Genomic DNA, 13,340 nt, shown 5'->3' with positions numbered 1-13,340 from the left:
AGATGAAAAAAGCGCTTCTGGTGGTGAGTTTTGGCACTAGCTATCACGACACCTGTGAAAAGAACATTGTGGCCTGCGAACGCGATCTGGCAGCCAGCTGCCCGGATCGCGATCTGTTTCGCGCGTTCACCTCCGGGATGATTATCCGCAAGCTCAAACAGCGTGACGGCATTGAAATCGATACGCCGCTTCAGGCATTGCAGAAGCTTGCTGAACAGGGGTATCAGGATGTGGCGATTCAGTCCCTGCACATTATTAACGGCGACGAATACGAAAAAATTGTGCGTGAAGTTCAGACTCTGCGCCCGTTATTTACCCGTCTTACGCTCGGCGTGCCGCTGTTGAGCAGCCATGCCGATTACGCGCAGCTGATGCAGGCTTTACAGCAGCAGATGCCGACGCTTGGCGCGACGGAGAAAGTGGTGTTTATGGGGCACGGCGCCAGCCACCACGCGTTTGCGGCCTATGCGTGTCTGGACCATATGATGACGGCGCAGCGTTTTCCGGCGCGTGTGGGAGCGGTCGAGAGTTACCCGGAGGTGGATATTCTCATCGGGAGCTTACGTCAGGAAGGCGTAACGGCGGTGCATCTGATGCCGCTGATGCTTGTCGCCGGCGATCATGCCATCAACGATATGGCTTCCGATGAAGAGGACTCCTGGAAAACGCAGTTCAACGCCGCAGGCATCCCGGCGACGCCGTGGCTGAGCGGTCTGGGGGAGAATCCGGCGGTACGCGCCATGTTCGTGGCGCATCTGCAACAGGCGCTGAATACGGCCATGGAGGAAGCGGCATGAGTGGAAAGCTGTATGCGTTAAGCACCGGGCCGGGCGCAGCCGATCTGATCACCGTGCGCGCGGCGCGAATACTTGGCTCGCTCGATATCCTCTACGCTCCGGCAGGGCGCAAAGGCGGCGACAGTCTGGCGCTCTCTATTGTGCGTGAGTATCTGGGTGAGCAGACGGAAGTCCGCTGCTGCCACTTTCCGATGAGCGCCGACAGCGCGGAAAAAGAAGCCGTCTGGAATGAGGTAGCCGCAGCGCTGGTTCAGGAAGTGGAGGCGGGTAAACAGGTGGGGTTCATCACCCTCGGCGATGCCATGCTGTTCAGCACCTGGGTCTTTTTACTCCAGCGGATCGGCAACCCGGCGTGGCTGGAAATCGTCCCTGGCGTCACCTCGTTTGCCGCCATTGCCGCCCGCGCAAAAACGCCGCTGGCGATGGAACAACAATCGCTGGCGGTGATCTCCTGCACCGCGGCGGAAGAGATAATTCAGCAGGCGTTAAGACAGCATGACAGTCTGGTGCTGATGAAGGTCTACGGTCGCTTCGCGCGCATTAAAGCATTGCTGCAACAGGAAGGTTTGCTGGAGTGCGCCCTGATGATGGCGGAAGCCACGCTGCCCGGTGAGCAGTGCTGGCGTCACCTGAATGAGGTCAGCGACGAGCAGCCGCTGCCCTATTTTTCGACCATTCTGGTCAACAAACAGTGGGAGTATGCAGAATGAAACTTGAACAACAGCTAAAACAGCTGTCTTTCAGCGGGTTAGCTGCGGCGTTATTGCTGATGGTTGTCCCGGAACAGGCGTTCGCCATGCATATCATGGAGGGATTCCTGCCGCCGATGTGGGCGCTGGCCTGGTGGGTGCTGTTTTTACCGTGCCTGTGGTACGGACTGGTGCGCCTGCGCCGTATCGTGCAGGAAGATAACAACCAGAAGGTGCTGCTGGCATTGTGCGGGGCGTTTATCTTCGTGCTGTCGGCGCTTAAAATTCCTTCTGTTACAGGTAGTTGCTCGCACCCGACAGGGGTAGGGCTTGCGGTGATTTTATTTGGCCCAGGCGTTGTGGCGATCCTCGGGGCGATTGTGCTGCTGTTTCAGGCGCTGCTGCTGGCGCATGGCGGCCTGACCACGCTGGGTGCGAACGGGATGTCGATGGCGGTTATCGGCCCCGTTGTCGGGTATCTGGTATGGCAAATGGCCTGCCGCGCCGGGCTGCGCCGCGATGTTGGCGTCTTTCTTTGCGCCATGCTGGCGGATCTGGTGACGTACTTCGTGACGTCGGTGCAGCTTGGGGTGGCGTTCCCGGACCCGCAGGCTGGAGCAATGGGTTCAGTGATTAAATTTATGGGGATTTTCTGTCTGACGCAGATCCCCATTGCGATCGCGGAGGGGCTGCTGACCGTCATGATTTACGACCAGTTGACCAAACGCCGGTTGATTACCGCACAAGGACATTAAGATGAAAAAGACGCTGATATTGTTAGCTATGGTGATTGCCCTGGTGATCCTGCCGTTTTTTATCGATCATGGCGGTGAGTTCGGTGGCTCTGACGGCGAAGCGGAAAGCCAGATCCAGGTGGTGGCGCCGCACTATGAACCGTGGTTCCAGCCATTGTATGAACCGGCCAGCGGTGAAATTGAAAGCCTGCTGTTTACGCTGCAAGGTTCGCTTGGCGCGGCGGTGATTTTCTATATTCTCGGTTACAGCAAAGGCAGACAGCGCCGTGATGACCGGGCTTGATCGACTCAGCTACCAGAGCCGCTGGCTTCATGTTACGCCGGTGCGTAAGTTTTTGCTCTGGTTGCTGATGATGATTCTGGCCTTTACCCTGCCTCCTTTGGGGCAGGGTATTGAACTGGCGCTCATCGCCGGGCTGAGCTGCTGGCTGCTGCGGATTTCGTTCTGGCGCTGGTGTCGCTGGATGGCGATACCGTTTGGCTTTTTAAGCGTGGGCGTGGTGACAATTTTATTCAGCGTGAGCCGCGATCCTCACTCGTTACTGGCAAGCGTTCCGGTTGGCGATTACTGGCTGGGGGTGACTTCGTCAGGGTTGAATACCGCCAATGAAACCTTCTGGCGCAGCCTAAGCGCGCTGGCGGCGACGTTCTGGCTGGTGTTGAATCTGCCGTTTCCGCAACTGATTATTTTGCTTAAGCGCGCGCATGTGCCACGGCTGCTGACCGAGCAGATCCTGCTGACATGGCGCTTTATTTTTATCCTGTTAGACGAAGCGCTGGCCATTCATCGCGCGCAAACGCTGCGTTTTGGCTATCGTAGTTTGCCGAAAGGCTATCGTTCTCTGGCAATGCTGGTGGGTTTGCTGTTTACGCGTGTGCTTATCCGCTATCAGCAAATGACCACCGTGCTTGATATCAAACTGTATCAGGGTGATTTTCACCTGTAAGGATTCGTATGCTTGCCACCTCCGGTCTCTGGTTTCGCTATCAGGATGAGCAGGTGCTCAAGGGGCTAACGCTGGATTTCTCCCCCCATGCGGTTACCGGGCTGGTGGGCGCGAACGGCTGCGGAAAATCGACGCTATTCATGAACCTGAGCGGTTTACTGCGCCCGCAAAAAGGCGAGGTTTTGTGGCAGGGAAAAGCGCTGGATTACAGTAAGCGCGGGCTGCTGGCGCTGCGCCAACAGGTGGCAACCGTTTTTCAGGACCCCGATCAACAAATTTTTTATACCGATATCGACAGCGATATCGCTTTTAGTCTGCGAAATCTAGGCGTGGCTGAGGATGAAATTGCCCGCCGCGTGGACGATGCGTTGACCCTGGTTGATGCGCAGCATTTCCGTCATCAGCCGATCCAGTGTTTAAGCCACGGGCAAAAAAAACGTGTGGCGATTGCGGGCGCGATGGTGTTGCAGGCCCGCTACCTGCTGCTGGATGAACCCACTGCCGGGCTTGATCCTGCCGGGCGCACGCAGATGATCGCGATCATCAAGCGGATTGTGGCGCAGGGGAATCATGTGGTTATTTCCAGCCATGATATTGATCTCATTTATGAAGTCAGCGATGCCGTTTATGTGCTGCGCCGTGGCGAGGTACTGGCATACGGTGAGCCGGGGGAGGTGTTTGCACGCACTGAACTGATCGAACAAGCCGGGCTGACGCAACCGTGGCTGGTCAAACTGCATGCGCAACTGGGGTTGCCGTTGTGTAAAACGGAAGAAGAATTTTTTGGGCGTATGCGAGAGAACGCGCTGAAGGAGGCGTCATGACGCAGGCAGTAATGTTGCAGGGAACGGCATCAGATGTAGGTAAAAGTGTGCTGGTGGCGGGGCTGTGCCGCATCTTTTATCAGGATGGCCTGCGCACGGCGCCGTTTAAGTCACAGAATATGGCGCTGAATTCCGGCATTACGCCGGACGGCAAAGAGATGGGACGCGCGCAGATTTTCCAGGCGGAAGCGGCGGGGATTGCGCCGGATGTGCGGATGAATCCGGTCCTGCTAAAACCGACCAGCGATCGGAAAGCGCAGGTGGTGTTGATGGGCAAAGTCGCCACCGATATGGACGCGGTTAGCTACCATGAATATAAGCCGCGTCTGCGTGAGCAGATCCTCACGGTTTACAATAGCCTGGCGCAAGAATATGACGTTCTGGTGCTGGAGGGCGCCGGTAGCCCGGCGGAAATAAACCTGCGTGACCGCGACATCGTCAATATGGGGATGGCGGAAATGGCGCAATGCCCGGTCATTCTGGTGGCGGATATCGATCGCGGCGGCGTTTTTGCCTCTATCTACGGTACGCTGGCGCTGCTGCATGATAGTGAACGCGCCAGAGTGAAAGGGGTGATCATCAATAAGTTTCGCGGCGACGTGACGCTGCTCTACTCCGGCATTGAACAAATTGAAGCGCTGACCGGCGTGCCGGTTCTGGGCGTGATGCCCTGGCTGGAGGTCGATCTTGAAGATGAGGATGGCGTGGCGCTGCAAAAAGGCAAATACCTGCGTACCGATAGGCGTGATATCGACATTGCCGTTGTTCAGGTGCCGCACATCTCGAATTTCACCGATTTCAACGCGCTGGCGGCGCAGCCGGATGTTCGCGTGCGCTATGTGCGCCATCCTGAAGAACTGGCGGGCGCGGACCTGATAATTCTGCCGGGCAGCAAAAATACGCTTGGCGATCTGGTCTGGCTGCGTGAAAGCGCAATGGCGCATGCCGTGTTGCAGGCGCATCGTCAGGGCGTACCGGTGGCAGGCATCTGTGGCGGCTATCAGATGCTGGGCGACACCATTATTGATGAGGTGGAGTCCGGGCTGGGCACGCTCCCCGGTCTTGGGCTGCTTAATACCGTCACGCATTTCGCGCAGGATAAAACCACCACGCAGGTTGAAGGGCAGATGGCCTCTGCGCTGCCGGGATGGCTGGCGGCGGCGTCTGGCCTGGCGGTGCGCGGGTATGAAATTCATATGGGCGAGACGACACTGAATGCACAATGCCAGCCAGCCATGACGTTACGCAAAGGCGAAAACGCTATCGCTGACGGCGCGGTAACGGACGACGGACTGGTCTTTGGCACCTATCTTCATGGCTTGTTCGACAGCGATGCGTTCACGCGGGCGCTGGTCAATGGCCTGCGCGTGCGTAAGGGGCTGACGCCGCTGGATCACGCCTTCCATTACGCGCAATATAAATCGCAGCAGTTTGATCTGCTGGCGGATGCGATGCGACAACACATCGATATTGAGAAAATTTATACCATCATGCAACAGCACCAGGAGCCCGTATGATGATTCTGGTGACCGGCGGCGCGCGCAGCGGGAAAAGCCGCCATGCGGAGGCGTTAATCGCGGATTCGCCGCAGGTGCTGTACATCGCCACGTCGCAGATTTTTGACGAGGAGATGGCGGCGCGGATTCAGCACCATCGGAATGGCAGACCGCCGCACTGGCGGACAGCGGAATGCTGGCGGCATCTTGATGCGCTGATTACGCCAGATAACGCCCCCGAAGAGGCCATTCTGCTGGAGTGTATCACGACCATGGTGACCAATTTATTGTTCGCGATGGGCGGCGATACTGACCCGGATAACTGGGATTACGCGGCGATGGAGCAGGCGATTGAAGATGAAATTCGCACGTTGATCGACGCCTGTCAGCGCTGTCCGGCTCAGGTGGTTCTGGTGACCAATGAGGTGGGCATGGGCATTGTCCCGGAAAATCGTCTGGCGCGACATTTTCGCGACATCGCCGGGCGGGTCAATCAGCGTCTGGCTGCGGCGGCGGATGAGGTCTGGCTGGTGGTATCGGGTATTGGAGTCAAAATTAAATGAGTAAGTTGTTCTGGGCGATGCTCGCTTTTATTTCGCGTTTGCCTGTTCCGACCCGTTGGTCTCAGGGGCTGGATTTTGAGGAGTATTCCCGCGGTATTGTGACATTCCCGCTAATCGGCATGCTGCTGGGCGCGATTGGCGGCCTGGTGTTTGTGGCGCTTCAGTCCTGGTGCGGCATTCCACTGGCGGCCCTGTTTTGCGTTTTGACGCTGGCGCTGCTGACCGGCGGTTTTCACCTCGACGGTCTGGCGGATACCTGTGACGGTATTTTTTCCGCCCGCCGCCGGGAGCGGATGCTGGAAATTATGCGTGACAGCCGCCTGGGCACCCACGGCGGGCTGGCGTTGATTTTTGTCCTGCTGGCGAAAGTGCTGGTGATTAGCGAACTGGCGCTGAGAGGCACGCCGATGCTGGCGGCGCTGGCGATGGCCTGCGCGGCGGGGCGCGGTGTCGCCGTATTGCTGATGTATCGTCATCGCTATGCCCGTGAAGAAGGGCTGGGCAACGTGTTTATCGGCAAAGTTACCGGGCGACAAACCTGCGTTACGCTGGGATTAACCGCTATTCTCGCGGCGATACTCATGCCGGGGATGCGCGGGGTCGCTGCGCTGGTGGTCACTCTGGCGGCAATTTTTATTCTTGGGCAATTATTAAAACGCACGTTGGGTGGGCAAACCGGCGATACGCTGGGTGCGGCGATTGAACTTGGCGAGTTGATCTTCCTGCTGGCTCTGCTGTGAGCCAGCCAACACGATGAGAACCCTTATGCAGACGTTAACCTCTTTACTCCGTGACATTCCCAAACCGGACAGCGACGCAATGGCGCACGCCCGGCAACACATTGACGGCTTGCTCAAGCCGCCGGGCAGTCTCGGGCGCCTGGAAGCGCTGGCCGTACAGTTAGCGGGGATGCCCGGTCTCAACGGCATTCCGCATGTCGGTAAGAAGGCGATGCTGGTGATGTGCGCCGATCATGGCGTGTGGGATGAAGGGGTTGCGGTCTCGCCGAAAGTTGTCACCGCCATTCAGGCGGCCAACATGACGCAGGGAACAACCGGTGTTTGCGTACTGGCTGCTCAGGCCGGAGCAAAAGTCCATGTGATTGACGTCGGGATTGATGCCGACCCGATCCCCGGCGTGGTGAATATGCGCGTGGCGCGTGGGTGCGGGAATATCGCGACAGGCCCGGCGATGAGCCGCGTTCAGGCCGAAGAACTGCTGCTGGAAGTGATACGCTACACCCGCGAACTGGCGCAAAGCGGCGTGACGCTGTTTGGCGTTGGCGAACTGGGAATGGCGAATACCACCCCTGCGGCGGCGATTGTGAGTGTACTGACCGGTAGCGATGCCGAAGATGTGGTGGGGATTGGCGCGAATCTTCCGCTCTCCAGAATTGGCAATAAAGTTGAGGTTGTGCGCCGCGCCATTGCGGTGAACCGGCCCGATCCGCGTGATGGCGTTGAGGTGCTGGCGAAGGTGGGCGGTTTTGACCTGGTCGGTATGGCGGGCGTGATGCTGGGCGCCGCGTCATGTGGATTGCCGGTTGTGCTGGATGGTTTTCTCTCCTATTCTGCGGCGCTGGCGGCGTGTCAGGTTGCGCCGGAAATTAAACCGTATCTGATTCCGTCGCATTTCTCGGCAGAGAAGGGTGCGCGGATTGCGCTGGAGCACCTGGAGCTGGAGCCGTATCTGCATATGGGAATGCGTCTTGGCGAAGGCAGCGGCGCAGCGCTGGCAATGCCCATCGTTGAAGCCGCCTGCGCGATGTACCGCAACATGGGGCAACTGGCGGCAAGTAATATTGTCCTGCCGAATGGTAAATAAAGATAAGCCGTATCGTTTCCCTTCGGTGGCGCTCATTCGCTGTTAACGTCGGAAAGGCGATAAAAAAGCTATAATTAACCGACATCTGCTGCGATTTGAGGAAAGGGAAATGGTGCCTCGTGTGAAATTGTTTTGTTCTTTTATTCTGCTGTTCGCAAGCCAGAGCGCGCTGGCGGTAAGTTATCCATTGCCGCCAGAAGGGAGTCGTCTGGTCGGTAACCCGCTGACGATAACCGTCCCGGACAATAATACTCAACCGCTGGAAGCGTTTGCGGCGCAGTACGGACAAGGGCTGAGCAATATGCTCGAAGCGAATCCCGATGTGGATGTCTTTTTGCCGAAGTCCGGTTCGACGTTGGTGGTGCCGCAGCAGCTTATTTTGCCGGATACCGTGCGTGAAGGCATTGTGGTTAACGTGGCGGAAATGCGTCTTTACTACTATCCGAAAGGGGGCGATACCGTTGATGTCCTGCCGATTGGCATTGGCGAGGCGGGGCGAGAAACCCCACGTAACTGGGTGACTGCGGTAGAGCGTAAGCAGGAGGCGCCGAGCTGGACGCCGACGGCAAATACCCGACGTGAATATGCTAAACGAGGCGAAAGTCTGCCCGCGTTTGTCCCCGCCGGGCCGGATAACCCGATGGGGCTGTATGCAATTTATATCGGTAAGCTGTATGCCATTCATGGCACAAATGCGAACTTCGGTATTGGGCTGCGCGTGAGCCAGGGGTGCATCCGGTTGCGTAACGATGATATCAAATACCTGTTTGACAATGTGCCGGTGGGCACTCGCGTGCAGATTATCGATCAACCGCTGAAAACCACCGTCGAAGCGGACGGCAGTCGCTGGATTGAAGTGCATGAGCCGTTATCGCGTAATCGCACTGAATTTGAATCCGACAAAAAAGTACCGCTGCCGATCACGCCGGTGATGCGTACTTTTATGAAGGGCGACGGCGTTGACATTCATCGCGTCAACGAGGCGCTGGAGCGCCGCTCCGGGATGCCGACAAATATCAGCGCGGGTCTGACGGGGTTCTGACGTTTCTCCGCGCAATCTCCAGAAAAGCCTTTACCGCGCCGTTATTGTCGTTCTTTCTGCTGAGCAGCATCAGATTGGCCGATAACTCAGGCGCGTCGAGAGGGCGATAGACCAGGCCGGGAATGGCGATGTGCATCAGCGGTTCAGGCACCAGCGCCAGCCCTTGCCCGGCGGCGGCCAGAGCCAGTACGCTGAGCGTGCTGGAGGTGCAATGGGCGACGTGCGGAACATGACCCATAATCTCTGTGAGCATCATATAAAGCGGCTCATCCGCACGGTGGGTGTCGTAGAAAATGAGGGGCTCTTCAGCCAGCATATCTACCGTCAAATGGGTTTCACAAGCCAGCGGGTGATCGTCGGCGATGGCGACCATCCGGCCCCAGAGGCCTATTTTTTCAGCCGCTAATTCTGGCTGGCGTACGTTATGGTGATCGGGTGTGTAACCAATGTCGAGCTGGCCGCTCAGAATGGCATCCGCTTGTAGCAACGGCGCGATTTCGCACACGACCAGTTCCGCATCGGGATAGGCCTGGCGAAAGGCGCGCAGATCTTCTGTCAATTTGCCGCTGAACACCGCGTTGCCAGCAAAGCCAACGCGCACAAGACCCGTTTCTCCGCGCATCGACCGTTGTACTGTCAGACGGGCATGTTCCGCCTGCTCAAGCGTGCGTTGCGCTTCGGTCTGCAACAATTTTCCCGCTTCGGTTAACTCAACTTTCCGGCTGGTACGAATAAACAGCGGGCCGCCTAACTCTTCTTCCAGCGCCTTGATCTGCATGCTCAGCGCGGGAGGAACGATATTGAGTTTTTCGGCGGCGCGGCCAAAGTGTCCTTCTTGTGCAACGGCAAGAAAATAGCGTAAGTGGCGCAGATCCATACGATGGCCTCATCATTCATCTAAACTGAATAATCTGTAAGATTTATCTATTGGATTTTAACGTTAATGGCGAGGAAACTGAATCCACTTAACTGGCTGGAGTAAAAATTATGCACAATCACCTGGCGGATCGTCAGCAAATTACCGATCTTCTCACTGGCTGGATGCATCGCGATCTGGGCGAGTGGGAGCAACTTCGCGGGCTGTTTCACCCGGATGGCACCATTGAGATAACCTGGTTTGAAGGGCTGGCGAGCGATTTTGTTGACGGCTCAATGCGTATGGGGGCTTCTGACATCCGCACCAAACATTTGATTGGCACGCCGGTAGTGACCTTCAATAGCAGCGTCAACCGCGCCATTGTTGAAACTAATGCCATGATCATCGGCGAGAATGTGAAGCTGAATCTGGGGATGGTGACCCATAATCGCTTTTACGATATGGCGGAAAAACGCGATGGCGTGTGGAAGCTCTTCAGACGCCAGAGCATTTATGACATGGGGAGTTTTACCTTCCCGCTGGGCGTGGTCGATATTGATCAAAGCGCGGTAGCAAAATACCCGCGAGAATACGCCGCGCTGGCATACCTGCTGGAAAAAAGCGGATTTCCGGTCACGCGTGTATTCGCAACGCGCGGCAGTGCGCTCGAACAGCAGATGAAAACCGAAGGGCAGCGCTGGCTGTCTGAGCCCGTTGTTTAAGCTTCATCAGCGACTGCGATCATCATGATTCTCAAAAGGATAAGAGAAATGCTCACCACTATACCAGGACGAAAATGCATCGCCGTTCTGTTTGCGATGCTAATGTTTCCCGGTGCGGCTTTGGCTGCGCAAACCCTAATCTACAGCGACCATGAACCGCTGGGTGGAATGCGCACTCGTTTTATCAATGACGTATTTTTCCCCGCAATCGAAAAAGAGTCGCATGGTCGCCTGAAGGTAGAGGCGCACTGGGGAGGTGAGCTAAGTGATGGTTATACGGCTCTGGCTATGGCGGGAAAGGGGGACAAAGCGGATATGGCCGTTGTTGTACCTGAATATGCGGCTAAGGCATTACCATTGCAGCAAATCTTTAAAAGCTTCCCCGTCGGCCCTGCCGGGGAAAAGCAGGTTGCTTTCTTTCGCCGCGTTTATGCGGATATCCCGGATTTTTCGGCAGAACTCAAGAAAGAAAATGTGGTGAATGTTTTCATTGCGACCGGCTATCCGCTGGCTTTTTTTAGCACTACCGCGCTGAGTCATCCTGAAGGACTTAAGGGGGGAACGTGGCGCTCCGCCAGTTTCTGGCACCAGGGGTTTCTGAAAAATGTCGGCGCTAAAGCCGTGACCATGCCCTGGGGAGATGAAACCTACAAGGCCTTACAAAGCGGAAGTCTCGACGGATTAATGTTGAATGTGGATAGCGGCTATGCGTTAAATGCTCAGCGATTCGCGCCTGATGTGCTGGTTTCGCGGGATCTCTGGCTTGGGCATGTTTACCTGCTGGTGATGAATAAAAACACCTGGGATAACCTTTCCCGCGACGATCGGGCGGCGATTCAGCGGGCTGCTGACATTGCTTATCAATCCCTGGGTTCCGTAATGGATAAAAGTTTCACCACACAAGTCGCCGATCTGGAAAAAAGCGGTGCGACGGTCAGGATTCTGCACTCTGAAGACGTTGCGCAATGGAAAGCCGCCACCCGATACCAGGAGATTCAGTCTGAGTGGGTGAAGGAACAGGAAAAGAACGGGCTTACCGAGGCGGGAAGGGTGATGAAACAGGTCAGTAGCATTCTGGACGAGATGATGTCTCCGGCCCCTTAAGCGAGAAGGCAAAACGTAACGCTCGGGAACGTATTGCGACAATTGCCTGATAAAAGGGCCGAATAACCATTTTCGGCCCTGGCGTGCATCATTTTTTATAATTCTTTGGTGCTGATAGCAGCATTTTTCGCATACGTTCCATGACGGTGTTTAAGTCCACCGCGCGTTTAATCATACTGCGTATTCTGTCTGAATCATTGATGCCCTTTTTGACATACCGGGCAATATATTGCAGAACGTACTTATCCTCATCACTGTGGGTGCGTAATGACAGGTTCTCTACGGTCTGCAATATCTGACTCGCCAGCGACTGACGCTGGCGGGAGTGGGCTCTTATATCCTTAACCGACGGCTGAATCATAAAACATTCTGTAGCGCTGACGTTGTTGAATCCACCGGAGGACGAAAGAAAAGCATAATGACTGTTAAGGTTGGCCGCGAATTGGGATTAATTTAGCGGCCGTCATAATCTCCCTATTTAATTGGTGGTTGCAGCATGTTGCTTCGCTTTCTCAATGGCGTGCGCGTCAAATATGTAATGCTCATAACCGGCGGTAACATTCTTCACTCTGTATATTTTCCACTTGCCGCCCTCTCTTTTTAGGTAGACTCCAATTTGATACGTCTGATTGTTTTGTCGACCCAACCAAACATCGACGTATTCACCACCAAAACAGTTTTTAGCTTTTCCAACTTTCAATAAGGGGATCCAATCTGCTGAATAATCTTGCGCATATGTATAGTAATCGGTGTCGATAATCTCCTGCTCATAAATATGAGAGATAGTATTTAGTTGGGCTAGCGTATCCTTCGAAATATATTCATCCATCTTTTCAGGCGCAGGCTTTATTTTCCCTTCACTATTTGCAAACACGTTTAGATAGTAAGTGTAGAAATCTGAAACACGCCGTTCTGCGTTATCGCGTCCTGAGCTGCACGCGGTAATTGCAAATATCATGAGAACAACATAAAGGGCTTTCATCAATCCTTCCTGTACATTTGATGCGCTGGCTTTGACGAACGGTATCCAGGACCGCCCCAAAAATCCCGCTGTTTAAAGTCTGAATACCAATCCTGGCCGTCGTAAATAGCCATGTGACCGGCGGCGTGTCCTCCCGCGTAAGGCTGAATCACTACCACGTCGCCAGCTCTGGGGGATTGCGTTGAAGATATTTTTCTAAACCCCGCAGACTCCAGCATTGGGCCGTAATCTTTGGCGTTTTGCGTGTTTGTTACGGTCACGCCCCCTGCCTTTATGGCCTTGCGCACATACGATGCACAGTTATTCGTTGGCCCCGGTTCGGCGTGATGTTTTGCCCAGTTTCCGGCGCTTCTTGTGTCCCATCCCATGATTATCATCCATTTCAGTTAGAGAAATTGCTAATAGATACCCAATTAGTTAGGAGGGTTAATCATTTAGTGCCACAGAAAGCGTAACGTGATAAGCGAGGCAAGTGCGCTTGACGCTGAGAGCAGGCGGAATCAATAGCGAAGGGATTGCCTAAACGAATTCCGAAAATAAAAGAATGCGGGTATCGGAATATGAGCGGGAAACAGGTCACTAGCATTCTGGACGAGATGATGTCTCCGGCCCCTTAAGCGAGAAGGCAAAGCGTAACGCTCGGGAACGTATTACTACAGTTGCCTGATAAAAGGGCCGAATAACCATTTTCGGCCCTGGCGTGCATCATTTTTTATAATTCTTTGGTGCTGATAGCAGC

At 55.3% G+C, this 13,340-nt stretch carries 17 protein-coding genes; 13 read left to right on the top strand and 4 right to left on the bottom strand.

What is annotated here, in order from left to right:
- Nucleotides 1–2: 2 nt before the first annotated feature.
- From cbiK to ldtA, 11 genes are all read left to right on the top strand, one after another.
- Nucleotides 3–797, top strand: coding sequence for a sirohydrochlorin cobaltochelatase (gene cbiK, locus OGX93_RS17710; protein WP_012131786.1), 795 nt, complete (start codon nt 3–5; stop codon nt 795–797).
- Nucleotides 794–1,507, top strand: coding sequence for a cobalt-factor II C(20)-methyltransferase (locus OGX93_RS17705; protein ID WP_286449143.1), 714 nt, complete (start codon nt 794–796; stop codon nt 1,505–1,507). The genes cbiK and OGX93_RS17705 overlap by 4 nt, the downstream gene beginning before the upstream one ends.
- Nucleotides 1,504–2,241 (top strand): cobalt ECF transporter S component CbiM, encoded by a 738-nt coding sequence (gene cbiM / locus OGX93_RS17700; RefSeq protein ID WP_012131788.1) that lies wholly within the window; start codon nt 1,504–1,506, stop codon nt 2,239–2,241. Before OGX93_RS17705 ends, cbiM begins: the two co-directional genes overlap by 4 nt.
- Before the next feature lies 1 nt (nt 2,242).
- The gene (locus tag OGX93_RS17695) at nt 2,243–2,524 is read left to right on the top strand and encodes an energy-coupling factor ABC transporter substrate-binding protein (protein ID WP_012131789.1); all 282 of its coding nucleotides are present in this window, start codon (nt 2,243–2,245) and stop codon (nt 2,522–2,524) included.
- On the top strand, nt 2,511–3,188 hold the full coding sequence (locus OGX93_RS17690) for an energy-coupling factor ABC transporter transmembrane protein (protein ID WP_047462753.1): 678 nt from the start codon (nt 2,511–2,513) through the stop codon (nt 3,186–3,188). Before OGX93_RS17695 ends, OGX93_RS17690 begins: the two co-directional genes overlap by 14 nt.
- Nucleotides 3,189–3,196: 8 nt before the next feature.
- Complete coding sequence (locus OGX93_RS17685) at nt 3,197–4,012, top strand: energy-coupling factor ABC transporter ATP-binding protein (protein ID WP_012131791.1); 816 nt, start codon at nt 3,197–3,199, stop codon at nt 4,010–4,012.
- Nucleotides 4,009–5,529: a cobyric acid synthase gene (locus tag OGX93_RS17680; RefSeq protein ID WP_286449142.1), complete on the top strand. Its 1,521-nt coding sequence runs from the start codon at nt 4,009–4,011 to the stop codon at nt 5,527–5,529. The genes OGX93_RS17685 and OGX93_RS17680 overlap by 4 nt, the downstream gene beginning before the upstream one ends.
- Nucleotides 5,526–6,071, top strand: coding sequence for a bifunctional adenosylcobinamide kinase/adenosylcobinamide-phosphate guanylyltransferase (gene cobU, locus OGX93_RS17675; RefSeq protein ID WP_286449141.1), 546 nt, complete (start codon nt 5,526–5,528; stop codon nt 6,069–6,071). Before OGX93_RS17680 ends, cobU begins: the two co-directional genes overlap by 4 nt.
- The gene (gene cobS, locus OGX93_RS17670) at nt 6,068–6,811 is read left to right on the top strand and encodes an adenosylcobinamide-GDP ribazoletransferase (protein ID WP_058669344.1); all 744 of its coding nucleotides are present in this window, start codon (nt 6,068–6,070) and stop codon (nt 6,809–6,811) included. Before cobU ends, cobS begins: the two co-directional genes overlap by 4 nt.
- Nucleotides 6,812–6,836: 25 nt before the next feature.
- Nucleotides 6,837–7,895, top strand: a complete 1,059-nt coding sequence (cobT, locus tag OGX93_RS17665) for a nicotinate-nucleotide--dimethylbenzimidazole phosphoribosyltransferase (RefSeq protein WP_153258853.1) — start codon at nt 6,837–6,839, stop codon at nt 7,893–7,895.
- A 109-nt stretch (nt 7,896–8,004) separates the two neighbouring features.
- The gene (gene ldtA / locus OGX93_RS17660) at nt 8,005–8,937 is read left to right on the top strand and encodes a L,D-transpeptidase (RefSeq protein ID WP_441302676.1); all 933 of its coding nucleotides are present in this window, start codon (nt 8,005–8,007) and stop codon (nt 8,935–8,937) included.
- Here the strand turns inward: ldtA and OGX93_RS17655 are convergent.
- Complete coding sequence (locus OGX93_RS17655) at nt 8,912–9,814, bottom strand: LysR substrate-binding domain-containing protein (RefSeq protein ID WP_071258852.1); 903 nt, start codon at nt 9,812–9,814, stop codon at nt 8,912–8,914. The genes ldtA and OGX93_RS17655 overlap by 26 nt on opposite strands.
- A gap of 110 nt (nt 9,815–9,924) precedes the next feature.
- On the opposite strand from OGX93_RS17655, the gene OGX93_RS17650 reads away from it, so the two are divergent.
- Together OGX93_RS17650 and dctP are read left to right on the top strand one after the other, a co-directional pair.
- Nucleotides 9,925–10,515, top strand: a complete 591-nt coding sequence (locus OGX93_RS17650; RefSeq protein WP_012131798.1) for a nuclear transport factor 2 family protein — start codon at nt 9,925–9,927, stop codon at nt 10,513–10,515.
- Nucleotides 10,516–10,563: 48 nt separating this feature from the next.
- Nucleotides 10,564–11,619 carry a TRAP transporter substrate-binding protein DctP gene (dctP, locus tag OGX93_RS17645; RefSeq protein WP_286449140.1) on the top strand — a complete coding sequence of 352 codons (1,056 nt, stop codon included), beginning with the start codon at nt 10,564–10,566 and terminating at the stop codon, nt 11,617–11,619.
- 88 nt (nt 11,620–11,707) lie between these two features.
- Here dctP and OGX93_RS17640 read toward each other — a convergent pair whose 3' ends face one another.
- The 3 genes from OGX93_RS17640 to OGX93_RS17630 all read right to left on the bottom strand — a co-directional run bounded on the left by OGX93_RS17640 (nt 11,708) and on the right by OGX93_RS17630 (nt 12,969).
- On the bottom strand, nt 11,708–11,980 hold the full coding sequence (locus OGX93_RS17640; protein ID WP_286449139.1) for a hypothetical protein: 273 nt from the start codon (nt 11,978–11,980) through the stop codon (nt 11,708–11,710).
- 117 nt (nt 11,981–12,097) lie between these two features.
- On the bottom strand, nt 12,098–12,601 hold the full coding sequence (locus OGX93_RS17635; protein ID WP_012131801.1) for a YqhG/Tai3 family protein: 504 nt from the start codon (nt 12,599–12,601) through the stop codon (nt 12,098–12,100).
- Entirely contained in the window at nt 12,601–12,969 is a 369-nt protein-coding gene (locus tag OGX93_RS17630; protein ID WP_024130212.1) for an NlpC/P60 family protein, read from the bottom strand. The genes OGX93_RS17635 and OGX93_RS17630 overlap by 1 nt, the downstream gene beginning before the upstream one ends.
- Nucleotides 12,970–13,340: the final 371 nt, after the last annotated feature.

This window comes from Citrobacter sp. CK195 (genome assembly GCF_030333365.1).
Classification (GTDB): domain Bacteria; phylum Pseudomonadota; class Gammaproteobacteria; order Enterobacterales; family Enterobacteriaceae; genus Citrobacter_B; species Citrobacter_B koseri.
The sequence above is the reverse complement of the archived record's forward strand: the minus strand, read 5'-3'. Positions and strand labels throughout refer to the sequence as shown.